This window comes from Enterococcus sp. DIV1083b (genome assembly GCF_051713705.1).
Taxonomy (GTDB): domain Bacteria; phylum Bacillota; class Bacilli; order Lactobacillales; family Enterococcaceae; genus Enterococcus_D; species Enterococcus_D casseliflavus.
This window is the reverse complement of sequence record NZ_JBIOQJ010000001.1, coordinates 781,837-802,000: the sequence shown is the minus strand read 5'-3', so window position 1 is coordinate 802,000 and position 20,164 is coordinate 781,837. Positions and strand designations below refer to the sequence as shown.

The 20,164-nt window shown below is 41.1% G+C and carries 20 protein-coding genes and 1 pseudogene; 3 read left to right on the top strand and 18 right to left on the bottom strand.

Translation table 11 applies throughout. The features are described 5' to 3' along the window. Positions 1-218: 218 nt before the first annotated feature. From IGI69_RS03770 to IGI69_RS03760, 3 genes are read right to left on the bottom strand one after another with little or no spacing between them, the layout of a single operon-like run. The gene (locus IGI69_RS03770) at positions 219-1,319 is read right to left on the bottom strand and encodes a PTS fructose transporter subunit IIC (protein ID WP_060792679.1); all 1,101 of its coding nucleotides are present in this window, start codon (positions 1,317-1,319) and stop codon (positions 219-221) included. An 18-nt stretch (positions 1,320-1,337) separates the two neighbouring features. Continuing rightward, the gene (locus IGI69_RS03765) at positions 1,338-1,661 is read right to left on the bottom strand and encodes a PTS fructose transporter subunit IIB (RefSeq protein WP_005225262.1); all 324 of its coding nucleotides are present in this window, start codon (positions 1,659-1,661) and stop codon (positions 1,338-1,340) included. Then, a complete protein-coding gene (locus tag IGI69_RS03760) occupies positions 1,658-2,119 on the bottom strand; it encodes a PTS sugar transporter subunit IIA (protein WP_438739746.1) in 462 nt (153 codons plus the stop codon). The genes IGI69_RS03765 and IGI69_RS03760 overlap by 4 nt, the downstream gene beginning before the upstream one ends. Positions 2,120-2,366: 247 nt before the next feature. Here IGI69_RS03760 and IGI69_RS03755 point away from each other — a divergent pair, with 247 nt between their 5' ends. Next, on the top strand, positions 2,367-4,301 hold the full coding sequence (locus tag IGI69_RS03755) for a BglG family transcription antiterminator (protein WP_060792678.1): 1,935 nt from the start codon (positions 2,367-2,369) through the stop codon (positions 4,299-4,301). Positions 4,302-4,383: 82 nt separating this feature from the next. Here IGI69_RS03755 and IGI69_RS03750 read toward each other — a convergent pair whose 3' ends face one another. The 5 genes and pseudogenes from IGI69_RS03750 to IGI69_RS03730 form a co-directional block, all read right to left on the bottom strand. After that, the gene (locus IGI69_RS03750; RefSeq protein WP_438741492.1) at positions 4,384-5,892 is read right to left on the bottom strand and encodes a Spy0128 family protein; all 1,509 of its coding nucleotides are present in this window, start codon (positions 5,890-5,892) and stop codon (positions 4,384-4,386) included. Next, positions 5,793-6,557: a mucin-binding protein gene (locus IGI69_RS03745; protein ID WP_060792677.1), complete on the bottom strand. Its 765-nt coding sequence runs from the start codon at positions 6,555-6,557 to the stop codon at positions 5,793-5,795. The genes IGI69_RS03750 and IGI69_RS03745 overlap by 100 nt, the downstream gene beginning before the upstream one ends. A gap of 331 nt (positions 6,558-6,888) precedes the next feature. Continuing rightward, a complete protein-coding gene (locus IGI69_RS03740) occupies positions 6,889-7,311 on the bottom strand; it encodes a hypothetical protein (RefSeq protein WP_438739744.1) in 423 nt (140 codons plus the stop codon). Positions 7,312-7,351: 40 nt separating this feature from the next. Beyond that, positions 7,352-8,542: pseudogene (locus IGI69_RS03735) on the bottom strand (IS256-like element ISLgar5 family transposase). A 297-nt stretch (positions 8,543-8,839) separates the two neighbouring features. Then, positions 8,840-10,186 carry an aspartate ammonia-lyase gene (locus IGI69_RS03730; RefSeq protein WP_081117241.1) on the bottom strand — a complete coding sequence of 449 codons (1,347 nt, stop codon included), beginning with the start codon at positions 10,184-10,186 and terminating at the stop codon, positions 8,840-8,842. A gap of 158 nt (positions 10,187-10,344) precedes the next feature. On the opposite strand from IGI69_RS03730, the gene IGI69_RS03725 reads away from it, so the two are divergent. Then, the gene (locus IGI69_RS03725) at positions 10,345-10,776 is read left to right on the top strand and encodes an Lrp/AsnC family transcriptional regulator (RefSeq protein WP_003125427.1); all 432 of its coding nucleotides are present in this window, start codon (positions 10,345-10,347) and stop codon (positions 10,774-10,776) included. Positions 10,777-10,834: 58 nt separating this feature from the next. Here IGI69_RS03725 and IGI69_RS03720 read toward each other — a convergent pair whose 3' ends face one another. The 9 genes from IGI69_RS03720 to IGI69_RS03680 form a co-directional block, all read right to left on the bottom strand. Then, positions 10,835-11,281, bottom strand: coding sequence for an Lrp/AsnC family transcriptional regulator (locus IGI69_RS03720; protein ID WP_005470356.1), 447 nt, complete (start codon positions 11,279-11,281; stop codon positions 10,835-10,837). Positions 11,282-11,550: 269 nt separating this feature from the next. Further along, positions 11,551-12,546: an MFS transporter gene (locus IGI69_RS03715; protein WP_438739741.1), complete on the bottom strand. Its 996-nt coding sequence runs from the start codon at positions 12,544-12,546 to the stop codon at positions 11,551-11,553. 14 nt (positions 12,547-12,560) lie between these two features. Further along, positions 12,561-13,313 carry an amino acid ABC transporter ATP-binding protein gene (locus tag IGI69_RS03710; RefSeq protein ID WP_060792673.1) on the bottom strand — a complete coding sequence of 251 codons (753 nt, stop codon included), beginning with the start codon at positions 13,311-13,313 and terminating at the stop codon, positions 12,561-12,563. Positions 13,314-13,338: 25 nt separating this feature from the next. Continuing rightward, positions 13,339-14,310: an NAD(P)-dependent oxidoreductase gene (locus IGI69_RS03705; RefSeq protein ID WP_081117243.1), complete on the bottom strand. Its 972-nt coding sequence runs from the start codon at positions 14,308-14,310 to the stop codon at positions 13,339-13,341. Positions 14,311-14,322: 12 nt separating this feature from the next. Continuing rightward, on the bottom strand, positions 14,323-15,543 hold the full coding sequence (locus IGI69_RS03700; RefSeq protein WP_060792671.1) for a PLP-dependent aminotransferase family protein: 1,221 nt from the start codon (positions 15,541-15,543) through the stop codon (positions 14,323-14,325). A 23-nt stretch (positions 15,544-15,566) separates the two neighbouring features. Further along, positions 15,567-16,313 (bottom strand): amino acid ABC transporter ATP-binding protein, encoded by a 747-nt coding sequence (locus IGI69_RS03695; RefSeq protein WP_054114517.1) that lies wholly within the window; start codon positions 16,311-16,313, stop codon positions 15,567-15,569. Further along, on the bottom strand, positions 16,310-17,020 hold the full coding sequence (locus IGI69_RS03690; protein WP_021150492.1) for an amino acid ABC transporter permease: 711 nt from the start codon (positions 17,018-17,020) through the stop codon (positions 16,310-16,312). The genes IGI69_RS03695 and IGI69_RS03690 overlap by 4 nt, the downstream gene beginning before the upstream one ends. A 12-nt stretch (positions 17,021-17,032) precedes the next feature. Continuing rightward, positions 17,033-17,845 (bottom strand): transporter substrate-binding domain-containing protein, encoded by an 813-nt coding sequence (locus IGI69_RS03685; RefSeq protein WP_060792670.1) that lies wholly within the window; start codon positions 17,843-17,845, stop codon positions 17,033-17,035. A gap of 35 nt (positions 17,846-17,880) precedes the next feature. Next, the gene (locus IGI69_RS03680; protein ID WP_003125416.1) at positions 17,881-18,633 is read right to left on the bottom strand and encodes an amino acid ABC transporter permease; all 753 of its coding nucleotides are present in this window, start codon (positions 18,631-18,633) and stop codon (positions 17,881-17,883) included. Between the two features lie 388 nt (positions 18,634-19,021). On the opposite strand from IGI69_RS03680, the gene IGI69_RS03675 reads away from it, so the two are divergent. Next, entirely contained in the window at positions 19,022-19,624 is a 603-nt protein-coding gene (locus IGI69_RS03675; RefSeq protein ID WP_266166771.1) for a PHP domain-containing protein, read from the top strand. Positions 19,625-19,660: 36 nt separating this feature from the next. Here IGI69_RS03675 and IGI69_RS03670 read toward each other — a convergent pair whose 3' ends face one another. Further along, positions 19,661-20,158, bottom strand: a complete 498-nt coding sequence (locus tag IGI69_RS03670) for a GNAT family N-acetyltransferase (RefSeq protein ID WP_060792668.1) — start codon at positions 20,156-20,158, stop codon at positions 19,661-19,663. Positions 20,159-20,164: the final 6 nt, after the last annotated feature.

The following is a 20,164-nucleotide window of genomic DNA, read 5'->3' as shown; positions in this document are numbered from 1 at the left end:
TGTCGTTCGTGCCTATTAATTTTTCTCAATTTTTTTACCATCTGGTACGCATCATTTGATCCTTACATAAATGCTTCGAATTTTGAAAATCGTTTCTCTTCAAATACTCTTGTTTTCTTCCCCAAGTCTTGTCCTTGTCAGATACCTTAAAGCGTTCTTGAAAAATCACCTGCTCGTGCCTTTTCTTTTGCTACTATTTAGCTAATCAGCCTTGTTACTTAGTTTTCAAAGCTCACTTCAATATCATCGAGGGCAATATCTTCTGTTTGTTCTTCTTGCTTATTGAAATTCACGAATAAAGGCGCGACAAAACCGATGAAGGCTGCTCCTGCAAATAGTCCAATCAAATACGCCCAACCGTTTCCAACAGTGAAGAAGCCGTAGATTCCCCCAACTGGTGGCATTTTGTCATACATTCCTAATGCGATCCCCAAACCAGAAGCAATTGCACCTCCCAACATGTTGATCGGCACAAGCCGTAATGGATTGACTAATGTAAAAGGAATTGCTCCTTCTGTGATTCCGATGAACCCCATAATAAAGTTATTACGCCCAGCATCCAGTAGCTCTTTGTTGAATCGATTTTTGTGGAACAAAGTTGCTAAGGCATATCCAAATGGTACCGCACAAATCGCAACGTTCACGATGATGGCTGGTAAATAGACTCCTTCCGCTAGTAACACATTTCCTGCCATCCAAGCAGCTTTGTTTACAGGTCCCCCTAAGTCAGAGCCAATCATTGCCCCCATGATGAATGCCAGTAAAATTTTGTTAACGTCATTTTCAATCATGGTTCGGATCCATTCAACCAAACTAGTATTGATCCACGCCAAGGGCTCAGAGAGTAAGGCGCCCATGACGATTGCTACGGACAATGTAGCAATCAAAGGTAAAATTACCAACGGCATCACCCCAGCAAACGACTCCGGTAATTTGATATGTTCTTTCGCCCACTTCACTAAGTATCCTGCTAAGAACCCAGCAATAACTGCCCCTAAAAACCCAGCATTGGTGCTAGAAGCGACTGCACCACCGATAAAGCCGGCACCTAGCGCAGCCTTATCTCCAACAGAATACGCGATAAAACCAGCCAAGACAGTATTGATCAAGCCGATTCCTGCCCACCCTACTTGTTCAATCAAATAAAGCGCATGTTTAAAGCCTTCCGTGTCAGCATAAGGATCTAAGCTTGTGATCCCCATACCAAGAGCAATCATTTTCGGAATGGCAACAACCAGTGAAGCACCAATAATCAATGGCAGTACAAAACTAATTCCACTCATCAAGTGGCCTTTTAAATCTGCTAGAACTCTTTTCATCATCCTTGCCTCTTTCCTTTAGTTTGCGTTTCTTTGTTCAACAGCAGCTACACATTTCTTCAGCACCGCTTCCGGTGCCTTGATACACGTATTGATATTTACTCGAATTTGCGGTTTTCCTTCAAACCGTTCCATCCCAACAACTTTTTGGTCAGTCGCTAAAAGCAAGAAATCCGCTTCTTTTGCTTCGGCTGCAGTGATCTCATTGACTTGCCCTAATGAGCCTTGCTGTTCGATCTTGACCTCATAGCCAAGTTTCACACCAGCTTTTTCTAAAGCTTTTGCCGCCATCGGTGTATGTGCCAATCCAGCTGGACAGGCGGAAATTCCTACTATTTTCATACAATTTTCTCTCCCATCATTTCCTTTTTGATCAATTCTGCTAAATAAGCTTTGTCTTCTGATTGTTGAATCTGCTGGATGAATGTCTCTTCAAGCAATGCGGTTGCTAGGCGACTCAACATTTGCAGATGCACCGTTCCTTCATCTTTTTTAGGAACCATCAAAGCAAACACATTTTTGACTGCTGAATCATCGAAGGTTTCCCATTCGATGGCTTGCTCTAAACGAATAAACAAAACGGTCGGTTCCAAAACGTGTTCAGCTTTTGCATGTGGAATAGCAAAGCCTTCTTGTAAGCCGGTTGAATATTGTGCTTCCCGTTCAATGAATGCCGCACATGTATCTGCTGCATTGGTAACGATCCCTGATTCATAGGCATGATGCGCAATTACGTGAAACAGTTCTTCTTTTGATGTAACAGCCACATTCAAGAGAATATTTTTTTTCTGAAAATCCATCTCATCTGCTCCTTTCCTTTATTATGAAACCATTAGCGTAATTCGTGTGGTTTATTTTCTGTACACGTTTAATTTACGGTTTCTAATTCACGATGTAAACACAACAAATTTCCAATTCAAGTGGCAATCATTAGTAAAGCGTTTTCCAAAATGATTGCCAACTCTTCTGGAAATTTTCGGTACTGGTGAAGCATTTCATTCTTATTCTTTCTATTGTATGATGAGAAAGAGCACGGAGGTGAAACAAGTGTCAAAACTTGCTTATCAACGATTAGATGATCTAATGGAAGTATTAACTAGACAAACGGCGCCGCTACCAATGAAGGAGTTAACAAAAAGCTTCTCGATTTCTGAGCGAACGGTTCGGACCGACATTGCAAATTTGAATGATTTGTTAACAAATGTGGGTGCCTCCATCAAGTTGATTCGAGGGCAAGGCTATTTGTTGTCTATTGGTTCAAAAGAACGATTTCATGACTGGTGGACTGAAAGTATGTCGACTACCGAGTCCTTTCTAACTACGAGTGAAGAACGACAAGCCTATCTACTTTTCCTTTTATTTAAGAATGAAAACCCTTTATCCTTAGATGATTTTCTTGATCGATTATTTATTAGTAAAAACACCTTTTACTCATACTTAAAAACGGCTCGAGACAATTTAGCGACCTATCAATTAAAAATAGTAAATCGTCCAAATATTGGCTTTGAAGTCTTGGGTAACGAATTCGCCAAGCGACAAGCAATCAGTGATCTTTTGATTGAAAAAGATCTCCAAGAGTATTTGGTGGGTTTTACGGAAATGGAACTTGAGTTGTTTGATACGATTGATCTGACCCGCTTGCAAGAATTGTCATTAAATCATCTGGCGCCCTTAGACTTGTTAGACTCTGACTACTATCATAAAAACATTCTTTCTCATTTTGCTTTAGCAATCAGTCGCTTTATAGCTGGCCATCAGATCAACGAATTTCCCTTGCACGTGCCCGCGCTCAAAGAAGACGCCCAGAAAGTTGTTGGTCACTTCTTAGAAGAAATCGATCATGCATTTGATATACAATTGACTGCTGGAGAAAAACAATACTTCATTTACTATCTTGCGATGAATGCACCACGTTTAGTTGAAACAGGCGATGCAAGCGATTCTTCCACGAAAACTGCGAAAGCCATTGTGGAAGAATTATTAACTGCGATCAAACAGACGTCAAACTATGCGTTAGAGACAGACAAGATGCTAATAGACGATTTGACATCTCATATTGAGGGCTTTATCAACATGAATCTAATGGATGCACGCCGTAGCAATCCATTGCTGGCAACGATCAGAAAATCTTTTCCACAGGCTTATGATTTATGTTTGACTCATTTAGAAACGGTAAGCCTGAAACACGGTTTTTATTTTTCTCCTGATGAGATCGGCTATATCGCTTTGCACATCGCAGGTGCTATGGAAAGGAGTTCCATCAGAAATCATCATAAACATCGCGTCATCCTTGTTTGCGGAACCGGTCGAGCCATGAGTCGTATTATTGAAGCAAAAATTATCAAGCACTATCAAGAAACGATCGAAGTCGTTGATCGCTTTTCTTACGTCGAGCTACAACAATGTGATCTTTCTGCCATTGATTTTGTGATCACAACCGTTCCATTAGAACAGTTCTCGGTTCCTTCTATTTACATCAACATGGCCAAGCTAGATAAAGAAATTGGCAAAATCGAACCGTTCATTGAAACGCTCAGTGAATCAAAAGATGGTATCTATTCATTGTTTCAAAAAGCATTTTTTCTTCATGAAAATCATGCAGATAAAGAAACCTTACTAAAGAAAATGGCGCAGCAACTGTACCAAAAAGATTTTGTGCCCCAAGATTTTTATGACAGTGTGAAAAAACGAGAAGCAATCAATCAGACCAATATTAACGAGTGGCTTGCTATCCCCCATCCCATGACCTTGATGGCAAAACGCTCAGCCGTTTCAGTGGCGATCATTCCTGACGGCGTTGATTGGGGAAATGGTGATTTGGTTAAATTCGTCTTTCTCTTTGCGATTCAAAAAGACGAATATGAAGATACCGAAGAAATCTATAGTCTTTTATTAGAGTTGATGGATCGTGAAGATATTCAACAAGCAATCCTGCAAAATAGTGACTATCACCACTTTTTGAGCTGTATAAAGCAATTATAAAAGGAGCTGGGGAATCCAGCTCCTTTTGTTGATATGACTAATCTTATTTGATAGCTCTTTTTCTCATTCATAGTATGCAAGATTAAGATTGTTTCTTGACCTTTAAAATTTTAAATATCATTAACAAGATGAAACCAATAATACAAAACAATCCAACGAGAACATATCGTTGATCTGCAGTTTCTCCTGTCTTAGGCAGAGCAGCACTGTCTGATTTTTTTATCCTTTTATTTTCTTTTTCTAACACTTTTGGCTTCGATATATTAGTGGAGCGATCATTTATTGAAAATTTGATCGGTGTTTTATCAATTTGATAACCACTCGGTGCTTTGGTTTCAATCAACTGATACTCTCCTACTTCTAAATTACTTATCTCAACCTTTCCATCTTTGCTCGTAACTATGTTTTTTTGTACAATATTTCCTTTCGAATCTTGCAGCTCAAACTCTGCATTTGCCAGTAGTTTTCCTGTTTCGCTGTCTACTTTTTTCAGAGTTACTTTCCCAAGTTTTGGTGATACATAAGTATTCTTGAAAATAATCGATTCTTGGTACGCTGGACTTGCCACTAATTGTCCAGATTGGTCTTCCACATTTACGGTTACATGGTATTCTGTTTGGTCATAAGTGATCGTGCTATCTGTCCCTGCGACTTCTCGGATCGTATACTTGTATGTGCCTGCTTGGTCATAGTCGATTGCATCGAAGTAAATTTTTCCGTTGGCATCATTGCTCTTGGTTTGAATCACTTCCCCTTGTTCGTCCAACAGCTGGAATTGAAATTCATCTGCACTTAGTGCTTTGCCAGTCAATTCTTTACTTGCTTCTAGAACCGCACTCCCTTTTGCGGGATTGTAGCTATTTTTAAAAACAGCACTGCCTTCATAGCTTGGACTTGCCACTAATTGCCCCGATTGGTCTTCCACATTTACGGTTACATGGTATTCTGTTTGGTCATAGGTGATCGTGCTATCTGTCCCTGCGACTTCTCGGATCGTATACTTGTATGTGCCAGCTTGGTCATAGTCGATCGCATCGAAGTAAATTTTTCCGTTGGCATCATTGCTCTTGGTTTGGAGCACTTCCCCTTGTTCGTCCAACAGCTGGAATTGAAATTCATCCGCACTTAGTGCTTTGCCAGTCAATTCTTTACTTGCTTCTAGAACCGCACTTCCTTTTGCGGGATTGTAGCTATTTTTAAAAACAGCACTGCCTTCATAGCTTGGACTTGACACTAATTGCCCCGATTGGTCTTCCACATTTACGGTTACATGGTATTCTGTTTGGTCATAGGTGATCGTGCTATCTGTCCCTACGACTTCTCGGATCGTATACTTGTATGTGCCAGCTTGGTCATAGTCGATTGCATCGAAGTAAATTTTTCCGTTGGCATCATTGGTCTTGGTTTGGAGCACTTCCCCTTGTTCGTCCAACAGCTGGAATCGATATTCATCTGCACTTAGTGCTTTGCCAGTTAGTTCTTTACTTGCTTCTAGAACCGCACTTCCTTTTGCGGGATTGTAGCTATTTTTAAAAACAGCACTGCCTTCATATAATGGATCGTTTGTTTGACTTCTTTGGTTTCCGTAGATTCAATCATGTTTGGCGAATAAGTGATAGTCACTTCGCGATCTTTGTCCTCTGCTGTCAAACCTGTGACTTCCTCAATGCTTGTTTTGTCTGCGTGATAGTTCTTGATTTCAGGACTTTTCACTTCATCAAACGTTGTATCATCATCTTTGGCTTGCCATTCTCCATAGGTATTTTCCCCTGTTGCTTCATTCGTTGTCACTGTGCGTGTGAACGTGACCGTGTCTACATTGTCTGACGCGGCTTCTTTGCCGTCTTCATACATATAATGGATCGTTTGTTTGACTTCTTTGGTTTCCGTAGATTCAATCATGTTTGGCGAATAAGTGACAGTCACTTCGCGATCTTTGTCCTCTGCTGTCAAACCTGTGACTTCCTCAATGCTTGTTTTGTCTGCGTGATAGTTTTTGATTTCAGGACTTTTCACTTCATCAAACGTTGTATCATCATCTTTGGCTTGCCATTCACTAAAAGTTTTGTCACCTGTTGCTTCATTCGTTGTCACTGTCCGTGTAAAAGTCACAGTGTCCGTCTTGTCTGACGCGGCTTGTTTACCGTCCTCATAAACATAATGGATCGTTTGCTTGACCTCTTTGGTCTCCGTAGATTCGATCATGTTTGGCGAATAAGTGACAGTTACTTCAAGATCTTCTGATTCTGCAGTCAACTCATGACAGATGTAATAAGTTATCTCTCATAGTAGAATCAAAATTTTCAAACCTACTTCTAATGAAATGGAAAAAATCGTCATTAAAAGATTCTACTCCTTTTATATTCTTTCTCAGAAGTTCCGAATCTTTTAATATCTCTTCACAGTCTACAATGGATAAGCTAGAGATACTTTCATAAATAAAATAGCCCTCAGGATTATCAATGAAGCATTGGGGATAATTTTGATTATATTCAAGTATATCTGAAAGTAAGTCTTCAGTTTTTTTTTTGGTAACTACGTGTAGGATTTTTTTCATCATTCTTATATTTTTGATACTCCACAGATCCTAAAAATTTTTTTGATTTAAGGGTATCTTTGTACTTATCTGGATAAAATAAGTACAAATAAATAATTGCAATTGTTGTTCAATTTGTGTATGTCCTAGCTTCTTGTATTTTATTAATTCTTGTTTTAGGTAAAAACTAAATTGATCTAAGTCACGTAAATTTCTATTATCTTCTATAAATATTGTTGCTAAGCTTTCTTTAATTTCTAAATCAAAGATAGTACCCAATCTTTCAAAATAGTCTCCCCAAATTTTTTGAGGATGTAAAACATAAGGAAGTTCAACCCTTTGATCAATAATCTTTCTTAGATAGTCATTTTCATTATTAATTATATTCTCAAAATCACCTACAAAAACAATAGGAAGTTTATTATTTAATACATTGAAAAGCTTATATGCACTTTTTTGAGTGGGGAGCGTCAATAATTTTGTGTAAATGATTCTTCCCTACTGCAGATTGTTTCTAATTCTCAATCAGTTGGCTTAGCATTTGTTCAAGTTCGCCTTCGGCCTGTTGAAAGCCTTTATGACTGCGACCTAGGAATTTTTGGTTGTAAGTATCAAAAGACGAGACTAAGAAACGTTCCATCGACTCTTCGTTTTGGAACTGTTCCTTGCGGTGGCTGTATTTCTTGATTTGCTTATTAAAGGATTCAATCAAGTTCGTAGAATAAATACTCTTGCGTATGGCCAAGGGGAAATCATAGAAAGTGAGCAAGTGATCGTTCGAAAGAATCGATTCAACCACTTTTGGATAGCTGGTTTTCCATTTTTCCGCAAAAGCACCACGTGCTTCCAACGCCACCTCTTTAGATGAGGCTTGATACACCATTTTAAAATCATCACAGACTTCCTTACGATCATCGACACGCACTTTGTGACTGATATTACGGGAAACGTGTACACAACAATGTTGAAAACGAGCTTTGGGATAGAACCGACTAATCGCTCCTACCATCCCCTTTAAGCCATCCGTGATGAACAGGAGGACATTTTTCAAACCGCGCTCTTGAAGGTCCAATAAAATTTCCTCCCAAATCGTGATGGATTCAGTCGGTGCAATCGCATAGCTCAATACTTCCTTTGATCCGTCCGGGCGAATGCCAACTGCGATATGAATAGCTTCCTTGGCGACGGTTTTCCGCTTTAACGGAATATACGTTGCGTCCATATAAATAGCAGCATAACGGTCATGAAGCTCCCGCCCTTTAAACGCCGTTACCTCTTCTGCAAATGATTTTGTTATATTGGACATGGTTTGGGGCGTGTAGTGATGCCCATACATTTTCTCAATCAAGTCTGCGATTTACGACATGGTAATACCTTTTCGGAAGAGGTGAATGACGGTCTCCTCTAACGTGTCATTCGTCCGTCTATAAGCAGGAACAGTCTGTTGCTTGAACTCACCATTGCGGTCGCGCGGAATCTGGAGATGAAGTTCCCCATACTCGGTCTTGACCGTACGGTCATAGGAGCCGTTACGAGAATTACCCGTGTTAAAACCAATGCGATCATACTTTTCGTAATCTAGGAAAGCCGTTAACTCCGTTTTGAGAAGCGTATTGACTGCTTTCTCCAAATGGACACGGAATAATTCATTCAAATCGCCTTTGTTCGCTAGAGTCTTTAGAATTTCTGTAGTAAAATCGTTCATAGGGAAGTCCTCTCTTCTGTGAATGTGTTGTGGTAACTCTATTCTACAGAAGGGACTTCCTTTTTTCTATTTACACAAAATATTTTACACTCTCCTGAGTTAAACTGAATATCATTCTGTCTATATAAATTTTAAGATGGATTACCATACTTTTGTTTGACTCATTGACAAAAATCTAAAAAACTTATCCTCAGCGAGATTGAGTGTCTTTTACCAGACACAAATCCCTACTACAGATAAGTTTTTTATTTTTTTATGCTTTTAGGCTTTTAGGTATATGGATATTTCAGTTTTTCCTTACTGATAAGTTTCTGTCCGCAAGAATTCTTCTTGCTTTAATAGCTCCTCGATGGAACAATTTTTTTCCAATGCTTCTTTGACAAAAGCAGTGGCTTTTTCATAACCAATTTGCGGTGAAAGGGCTGTAATAGTCCCTGTACTGTTATTTACAGCTTTCAAACAAGCTGTTTCATTGACGGTAATACCTGCCACACATTTATCGGCAAAAATTTGACACGCTTTGGTCAACAGTTGACATGATTCAAATAAATTATGGAACATCACCGGCTCAAAAGCATTCAATTCCAATTCTCCGGAAGCTGCCGCAAAGGTGATGGCACCGTCATTTCCAATCACTTGAAATGCAATTTGACTGATAACTTCTGGAATGACTGGATTGACTTTGCCCGGCATGATCGATGAGCCTGCTTGTCTTGCTGGCAAGTTGAGTTCATGAAAACCAGTTCGCGGACCGCTGGCTAAGAGACGCAGATCATTGGCGCTTTTGTTCAATGTGATGGCAATCGTTTTTAATCCACCTGAAATCGAGGCGAAACTGTCGGTATGCTGTGTACTATCAATCAGGTCATTCGCTGGCCGTAAGGGTCTTGGAAAACGTCGGTTCAATTCTTGATAGAGGTATTCTTGATAGCGATAGGACGCATTAAGACCTGTCCCAATGGCTGTCCCACCCATATTTAAGGTCAATAGTTCTGCCGATAAGTGGTGCAGCCGTTCACGGCAACGCGTCAAACTGTGGGCATATGCAGCGAAACTTTCCCCTACTGTCATTGGCACCGCCTCTTGCAGTTGGGTTCGCCCCATTTTTGCCACGTGCTGAACTTCTTTCGCTTTCATATGCCATCTGTCAATCAACTGTACCAGCGCTTCATCCAATTGTTCAATATATACAAGCAAAGCCAGTTTCCCAGCACTAGGATAGACATCATTGGTGGATTGGCTTTGATTGACATCGTCTAAAGGATGAAGATATTGATATTCCCCTTTCTTATGCCCCATCAATTCTAACCCGCGATTGGCGATCACTTCATTCACATTCATGTTGGTGGATGTTCCTGCTCCCCCCTGAAATGTATCAACAATAAATTCTTCATCCCACTTGCCCATGATGATTTCTTCCGCAGCAGTCACAATGATTTGTGCTTTTTCTTTGGATAGCGTGCCAGATTGTTGATTGGCTAGCGCAGCTGCGGCTTTGATACGTGCTACTTGTTTGATCATCGTCAGATCAACTTTTTGATCAGTGAAAGCAAAATTTTCTTTTGCGCGATAACTATGAATACCATAATAAGCCCCCTCGTATATAGGTAGACTGCCAATTGTATCTGATTCGATCCTCATCATGATTTAAACGCCCCTTTTTGTATTATATGTGATAAAATATCACATAAGAGAAAAAGACACGAGCCTTTTCAGCCATCTCTTTGTTAATCCTTGAAATTGATTCCTTTCACTTTGAAAAACAAAGAGAAACAGTACAAAAACAGAAAAGAGGAAAGTATTTGGATGAACTAGATAAAAAGTTGTTGAATCTGTTGCAGCAAAATGGTCGGTTATCGATCAAAAAGTTAAGTGAAGCGTTATTCATCACTGCACCTGCTGTTTCCCAACGAATAAAACATTTAGAAGAAACCGAGCAATTGTTGTATTATCAAGCGACGATTGACTATGAACAAGCCGGCTTGCCGATCAAAGCATTTATCCACCTGTCGATCGAACCACAGCAAAAAGCAAGTTTCTATCCTTTCATACAGGCGATCCCCAATGTGTTGGAATGTGATTGTGTCACCGGCCCTTATTCAATGTTAATCAAAGTCGTTTTCCCTTCTACCAAATCATTGGACAGCTTTATCAATGACTTGCAAAAATTCGGTCGAACCAACACCCAAATCGTTTTCTCGACGCCAGTTCCCTCTCGAGGATATCAATTCTGAAAACCCAAAAAGCGCGCTTATCTCACATAGACAGGCACGCTTTTTTTATATACAGGGGTCACTGGTCATCGACTGGCACTTGCAACCCTCGTGGTCCGACATTCGTTGAAAATACAATGTGGGTTTTGGTATCCCCATAAAATTGCAAATCTGTGATAAACCGATCCAAGACGACCGTATCACTAAAATAAACCTTCAAGAGCATAGAATAATCTCCAGTGATACAGTCACACTCGATCACATTTGGGATGTCTGCGATATAGGCATAGAAGGCTTCTTTATCTTTGGCATTCACTGCGCAATGGACATACGCTTTGATCAGATAACCAAGTTTTTGGTAGTCGATCAGTGCCTGATAAGAACGGATATACCCAAGGGTTTCAAGGTTTTGTACCCGCACAGAAACAGATGGCGATGAAATAAAGCATTGCTCTGCGATCTGTTTGACAGTGACTCGGGCATTTTGCTGCATGATGTTCAGTATCTTGCGGTCTAAGTTATCCATAATCATCCCCCGTTCTCATTATTTTCTCAGTTTATCGAGAAAACAACAGAAGCGCAAGTTGCAGATTACATCCTATGTTAAATTTCCTAACATCAACGCTGAGATAATTGGAAATAGCGATAAACAATCATCGCCCCACAAGCAAACAGACCACACCCAAAAAACATCATGTCAAAGCCAAAAAGACTGGCGATGATTCCCCACAAAAAAGCCCCACCTCCATAAGCTACATCTAAGGCTGCTGAAAATACCGCTGTCCCTTGCCCTCGCTACGCCTCAGACACCGATTCTAATACAATCGTATTCATCACAGGCAATAAGCCGGCATAACCGACACCATAACAACTCGCGGCCAGAAGCAAGCTACTGAGCTGTGTCGTAAATGGCAACAGACAAAAAGAAACCAAAATCAATAATAAACTGCCATAAATCAATGTAGCCGTTTGGATTTTGGCGAGCAAACGTGGAAATACGACCCGTGTTGTGACCGTCATGATCGACATGACCGTAAAATAATAGCCTGCGCCGATAATCTCACGTTCAAGGGCATATTGTGCAATAAACGCCACCACGCCAGAATTGGCAAAGCATATCAAAAAAAGGATACCGCTAGGAAACACAACCGCTTTGATGCGAAGCAGTTCTCGTAACGATGATTTCGCTTCGCCAGAGTGCGTATTCCTCCGTGAAAAGGGCTGTTCTTTCAAAAAGAAACTCAACAAAAAAGCTGTTCCGCTCAACAAGGCAGCCATCCGAAAAAGTACAGGAAATCCATAATTTTCTACAACAGCAAGTCCTATCAACGGGCCGATGGCACTCGGCACAGCCTGGGCGATACTGAAATACCCCAATCCGACTGCTAATTTGCCTTCAGGAATCGTATCAACTGCCATCGTCGCTGCTGCTGTCGCTTGCAAACTATTGCCCACCCCTTGCAAGATGCGCAGACAAAAAAGCATCAATAGCCCCTGCAGCAGATTCAATAAACTAAAATCAATCAACAGAATGGCTAATCCCATACAAAGCAAGACTTTGCGTCCATATCGATCCAATGCCACACCGATTGGCAAACGGCAAAACAAAGCAGATAGCCCCAAGACACCTACAATGGCGCCGGATACTGCTTTAGAACCACCTAAAGAAGCAACATATAACGGCATAGTCCCCATTTGGGTCGTGATGGCTGTCATTGCTAGTACCGTGACCACCATCACTAAGTAAAAATCTTTCGACCAAAGCCGACTAGAGCTGTTCACCTTTTCCATATTGTGCCTCGCTTCTATACAGCTAATTGAAAACGTACTTGTGTCAAAAATTGCTGTGTACATTCTTCTTGCGGATCCTCAAAAATTTCTTCTGGTGTTCCCGCTTCTACCACCACACCATCCGCCATGAATATCACTTTATCCGCGACTTCTTGTGCAAATTGCATTTCATGCGTCACGATGATCATCGTTTGCCCACTATCAGCCAGTTGCTTCATGACATTTAGGACATCACCGACAAGTTCTGGATCGAGCGCTGAAGTGGGTTCATCAAACAGTAATAATTCTGGCGTCAAAGCCATCGCTCTGGCGATACCTACACGTTGTTGCTGTCCGCCAGACAGTTGACTAGGATACATCATAGCTTTATCTGCCAAACCCACTTTTTCTAAGGCAGATAACGCTGCTTTTTCTGCCAGTTTTTTTGGGAAACGCCGTGGTGTGCGTAGTCCTTCCGCCACATTTTGCAACACATTCATGTGGCTGAACAGCTCATAGGATTGAAAGACCATCGCTGTTTTGCGGGCGATCTCCAATCGTTGGGTTTTGCCAATATGTGCGAGATCATACTGGAAGTCACCGATAGAATAACTCCCCGCATCAGGCTGCTCCAACAAATTCAAGCAACGCAAAAAGGTCGTTTTTCCAGAGCCGCTAGGACCAATGATGCATACAACTTCCCCACGTTCAATTTGTAAGCCAACATTTTTTAAGATGACTTGTTTATCGAAAGACTTCTTCAATCCTTTGATTTCTGCTTGCAGCATACTCCCACCCTTTCTTTTCTATCGCTCAAAGCGCGATCGTATTGGCAGATTGTCCTTCTAGCAAAATATCTCTTGCATTGTTCAAAGCTGTTTCTGCAATTTCTTGTACAGCCAATTGGGTATAATACGCAATATGCGGGGTCAAAAGCACATTTGGCAGTTGATTCAGCTGTTGATAATAAGGATTTTGATCCCACCCAACTGAAAAATACCGTTCTTCATTGGCGATAGCGTCTAATACAGCACCAGACAAACGCCCTTGCGCGAGTGCGGCAATCAACGCATCCGTATCAACGATTCCCCCACGTGCCGTATTGACCAGACAACTGCCAGGCTTCATCTGTGCAAAAACAGAGGCCGAAAATAGCCCTTCTGATGCTTTTGTCAGCGGGATATGGATCGACAAGACGTCCGATGCAGCAATCAAGGTCTCAAAGGACACATATTCGACAATCCCCTTCAACCGAGGATTTTCACTCCTACTAGTGGCAATCACATGTCCCCCCATATGATAAATCGCTTCTGCGACTAGAGCACCGATTCGACCAGTGCCTAACAAACCGACTGTTACGTCTTGTAGCTCCCGACCAATCACAGACCGTCGATCAAGTTTTCCTTTGATCATTGCTGGAATATTGCGTAAAACCATCAAGATCGACATCACAGTGTAATGGCCCACCGATGTTGGGCTATAAGAAGGGACATTGGTGACCGTCAACTGATGCTTTTGCGCCCAGTCAAAACGAAGACCGTCGACCCCCGTTGATTTGATCGATAACTGCTTCATCCCTAAAATATGCAAGCGTTGGTACAGGGACTCATCTTGCTGCATAGCCAGACTAGGATACAAACAGATGCCGTCGTGCCCTGCTGCCAAATGGATATTCTCCCAAGACAAGCCCTCCATTACGATCGTCACTGGTGTTTTGTGGATAAATTGCCACCGTTCGATATAAGCAATTTCCTCTTCACTTACCCCGTAATAAATCAATTTCATTGGCAACACCTCCTAAATGACCCCTTCATATGCTGGCGGCATAGCGTATTCCAACGCATCACCTAATAAAGCGATCCCTTGATCGATCTGTGCCAATGTCGGCTTCGTAAAATTCAGCCGAAATGAATGCTCATAGCCTTTTCCCGCAACACTCATGATATTGCCTGGAATGACCGCAACTTTCGCCTCATCAAGGTATTCATAGAACCGCTCTGCGTCCATCTCAGTCGATAGGAAACAGGTGATAAAATAGCCGCCTGTTGGTTTGATAAAGGTAAGCTTATCCGTTGGCAGTGCCTGTAATGCTTGCAGCATGCGGGCATATTTCTCTTGATACAACAAGGTCAATTGGGCCACATGACCTTCGAAATCATGATGATCCATATATTCGGCCAATACCACTTGCCAATAAAAATTGGTGTGGGAATCGGCGGATTGCTTGGCCAAAATCAATTTTTCCATTGCAGGACCAGCAGCCATCATAAAACCAATCCGGCTGCTGGGTGCCAAAATTTTTGAAAAAGATCCCGCATAAATGATTCGTCCTTCGGTATCTAATGTTTTCATCTTAGGGATCGGTGTACCTTCATACAACAACTCACCGTAAGGATCGTCTTCAAAAATCAGCACATCATATTGACATGCCAATGCATAAATGGCTTTACGTTTTTCCAATGGCATTGATGTGCCTAAAGGGTTTTGGAAAGTGGGGATCAGATACAACATTTTCACTCTTGCGTCTGTTTTGAGGATTGTTTCTAAAGCGTCAAGATCCATTGATTCTGCTGCAAGATCCATCGGTACCGGCACTGGTATCGCCCCATATCCTTTGATAGCATTCACCGCACCGGAAAATGTTTGCTCCTCGCATAACACCACATCGCCTTCATTACAAAAGACTTTTACCGCCAAATCCATGGCTTGGGTCGAGCCCGAAACCACCAGCACCTCCTCTTCGTTATCGATATTTGACAATTGACGCAAACGTTCTTTGATCAAGGTCCGTAAGCGCGGATACCCCTCTGATGCCCCATACTGCAAGAAAGACTCTGGGTCCGCTTCGTTATATAATTTTTGCGAGATCTCTTTCAATGTAGCCATTGGAAATGCTTCTGTCGGTGGAAATCCGTAAGCAAAGGAAATAGCTGCTGCAGACTCCATATTTTTTTTTGCATTCTCTCTTAATGGAGATGCTTCTAATGTCATGATACGTTGTGCGAATTGATAGGCCATTCTATTTCCTCCCTGCATAGTTGTTAGCCGGCCAGCTGTGTGGTAAAGCGGGCTAAAAAGGCTTTGGTTCGTTCTTCTTTGGTTTCCTCGAATACTTGTTGCGGTGTGCCTTGTTCAACAATATGTCCATTCTCCATGAAAACGACTTTGTCTGCTACTTCATACGCGAATTTCATTTCATGGGTCACCAATACCATGGTCGCACCGGCTTCCGCAATTTCTCTGAGCAGCGCCAATGTCTGTCCCACTAGTTCCGGGTCCAATGCCGAGGTAGGTTCATCAAACAAGATGACCTTAGGATTCAACGCCAACGCACGGGCGATCCCGATACGCTGTTGTTGTCCACCTGACAGTTGGCTAGGATAAAAATCTTGTCGTTCAGACAAACCGACTTGATCCAACAAAGCCTCTGCTGTTCGCAGGGCAGCTTCTTTGCTTTGTTTTTTGGTCACGATCAATGGCATCATGATATTTTCTTTGGCTGTTTTATTTTGAAACAAGGCATAATTTTGGAAAACCATCGCTGTTTGCCGTTGATGGGTCAATATTTCTTTTTTACTTGCTTTGTGCAATGTGGTGGTGGTTTCTCCCAATTGAATCACACCTTGATCTGCTCGTTCCAAAAAATTGAGACAACGCAAGAAGGTCGTTTTTCCCGAACCGGAAGGCCCCAATAAGACGACTACTTCGCCTTTAGCGACATCAAGATCAATCCCTTTTAACACTTCTTGTTTGCCGAATCGCTTATGGATATCCGTTACTTTCATCATAATGCGGCCCTCCTTAGTTTGCGCAACAGCCGATTTTCCAGTAATTGTGCCCCTTTTTCGATGACCAAACTAATCAGCCAATAAATGATCGCAACAGCCACATACGCTTCTAAAAACCGATAATTTTGCTGGGCCGTGATTTTAGCTGCCGCAAAAACATCGACAACACTGACCATGGAAGCTAAGGCCGACGCTTTAACCAACGAGATCAGCAAATTACTGAACATGGGCAATGAAATCGGCCAGGCTTGCGGGAGCAGCACACGACGGATGACTTGTAAGTTCGTCATGCCGATCGATTTGGCTGCATCGAACTGCCCTTTTTTGACTGCCGCAAATGCGCCCCTGAAAATCTCGCTGCTATTGATAGCAGACATTAAACTCAAGGCGGCGATCGCTATCCAAACCATGTTGAAATCTTTAAATCGCAAAGTCCAATGCATCGACTCCGCCCAAATATCAAACTGTTTAGCAGAAATAAGATATAACGCTAAAATCACTAAAACCACTGGGACCCCTTTTAAGACCGTGACAATCACTTGCAGCACTGGTGCGAGGATCTTGATCCTATACAGACGAATCAAGGCGATGATCAACCCAACCACCGCGCCAATGACTAGTGCGGTCAACGCCATAAAAAGCGTCGTACCAATATAATGACTTGCTGTTTTCAGCGCTTCGATCATAATAGACAATTGAAAACTCATCGCCATTCCTCCCTATTCTGGGACGTAATCCCCATCTAGATATTTTTCTGATAATTCTTTGATCGTTCCATCTGCTTTCAATTCCTCTAATGCTGTATTGACCGCATCAATAAAGTCTTGGTCCGCTTCTTTGTTGAACAATAAGTAGGCATCTGAGTTGTGGACTGGTTCGCTGCCGATCTCTAGATTTTCACTAAATGAATTGTTCCAATTATCGACTTGATATTCTGGTGCTAACGTTGCATCGACCGCACCTGAAGTGACTGCTTGTACGATTTGCTCGTTGTTGTATTCCCCATAAACCAATTCAAAAGCATCGGGATTTTCTGCCAGATAAGCCTCAGCCATTGCTGCTTGGTTAGTAGCAGTCGTCACATAGACTTTTTTTCCTGCTAAATCTTCGAAGCTATCGTAGACCGTACCGGCATCTGGATCAGAGACAATATACGTATCCCAGACCACATACCCAACATCCCCATAGACGAATTTTTCTTTCCGTTCATCATTGACTTCATATTCATAGGCAGCCATCTGGACTTTATTGCTTTCTAAATTTGATAACGTCGTTGGGAAATCCGCTCCTTCAAAGGTAAAGGTATAATCAAGTAATTTTTCGTCGATTGCTTTAACGACGGCGACATCATAGCCATCATATTCACCATTTTCGTCTAAATAAGCATATGGCAATGCTTCATTCCCAGTACCCACCTTGATTTCTGTTGCATCACTTGCTCCACTGCTTGTAGTGTCGGCAGAACTGCTTCCGCAAGCCCCTAAAACCAAAAGTGTCACCAATGTAATTGCACCTAAAATCGTTTTTTTCATTTGAATTCCTCCCTTTCCCTCTACCCAAAATTTTCCTATGTTGTTTTGATTTTTTGCTGTTTTTTGGTCCATGATATCAGTGGTACTTTTGCTGTTTGTTGTTTTGTTTTCGAAAAACTCATCCGACGTTCCAGACCGGTGAAAACACGTTCTAAGAGGAAGCTTAAGGTAATAAACAAGATCGCCGCACCGACATAGCCTTCAAGTGTATGGAAGGTCACTGCGCCTATCGCTCGCGCTTTGCCGACAACATCCACTACCCCAATGGTAAAAGCCAGCGATGTGTCTTGCAGCAGTGCAATCGTAGTTGTACCAAATGCAGGTAATGCGACACGGACAACTTGCGGTAAAATCACTTGTCGATACATTTGTGTTTTCGTCAATCCGCAAGCAATACTCGCTTCCTTCTGTGTGACCGGTACACTTAGAATCGCAGCCCGGAAAGTTTCAGACTGAAAGGCAGCAGTATTTAATCCGTAGGTGATATAGATGAAAATAATTTTATTCCATGAGGAAACATCGATTTGAATCATTTGTAATAAGGCGGGTACACCATAATACACAACATACAGTTGAACCAATATCGGTGTGCCTCGAATAAATGAAACGAAGACTGCCGCCAGTTGACTCAGAAATGGCACTTTTTCGACACGAATAAATGCAAGTAAAATCCCTAAAAGCAATCCTGTAATCGACGCCACTGCTACTATCATCAACGTAACCGGCAAAGCACTTAAAACCTTTGGAAAATATTCCCAAACTAATTTCCACTGAAAAAATTCCGACATATTGCCCCTCCTTTTTTCTGAATATTCTGATTATTAGACAATATTACTAATGGAAAAAAATTTTTCAATAGATTCATTACTAAAACTTCATTAATTTTATAAATTCTCCCTTTTAACTAAAAAAAGAAAGATGCAAACGGCATCTTTCTTTTTAATATAAGAATATAAAATACTACCCGTGGTGCTAGTTAATTTTTTCCTAGAGGAAAATGTCTAAACATGTTGGTAAATCAACAAAAAAACGCATATAGTAGTCTCAAAACTCCCAAGAAATGAGGACTATTTAACAAACTACGATGGTTACGTCGTGACAACTGAACATTTTGACTTAGCCAATCCTGTTACTAAAGTCGATGATATCCCCGATTATGAAATGTACAGTTAAACAATCGATAGCTTAAATAAGCGTTTTGGCAATCGTGTTTTAAAAGGCATCGAAATCGGTTACATCGCTTCTGAAAAGAATCGGATCATCGACTATTTAGCCGATAAAGATTACGATTTAAAATTACTCAGTGTGCATCATAATGGTCAATTTGATTATTTAGATGACGAAGTCAAAGATATGGATCCTGCTATTGTGATTCCTCAGTATTTTGCACAACTTTCAGAAGCACTAGTTGTTATAGAAGCAGATGTCTTTGCTCATTTTGACTATGGTTTTCGGGTATTTGGTCTATCCGTTGCTGAATTTACACAATATGAAGCGCAGTTTTTACCGATTCTAGATCAAGTAATCAAAAATAAATTGGCATTCGAATTAAATGCTAAGAGCGCTTACTTGTATGACAATTTAGCGTTATATGAATATGTCATCGATTTATATCTTTCACGTGGTGGTACCTTGTTTAGTGTTGGATCAGATGGGCATTACCTTGAACATTTCCGTTTCCATTTCGATGATCTTTTTGCTCTGTTAAAAGCAAAAGGTGTGACGGAATTAGCGATTTATCAAAAAGGAAAGCGAATTATGGTTCCATTACCAGTCTAAAAAAACGTCCTCAGCATCAAAAGTGAGGACGTTTTTTTAGATTTCTTTTTCTAAAATCGGACAAATACGATCTTGTTTTCCTAAAGGAAAATGTTTGATCCCGATTTTTTTAAATCCATGACGTTCATAAAAACGAATACCTGCATGATTTTTTTCATAAACAGTCAAACGTAAATAACGTTTTTGTTTCGTTTTAGCATAACGATTCGCTTCATCGAGTAACCGTTGCCCTAACCCTTTGTTTTGATAATCTTTGAGCAGATAGAGCCGTTGAATCTCTATAGTATCTTTTTCATCATTGACTTTCATATAACCAATGAGTATTTGATGATCCTTAATACCAATAAATTTACTGGTTGACTGTGCCAATTCTACTGCCAATATTTCAGTTGTCAATTGTGTCTGTAAATATCCTTGCATATCAAGTGGATCTGCGCCATCGATAAACGATTCATAAAAACTGACAACACTTACAACTTGTAAAGCATCTAGATCATCATAATCTAAATACGCTAGTGTGATTTGATTGTTCATCTAACT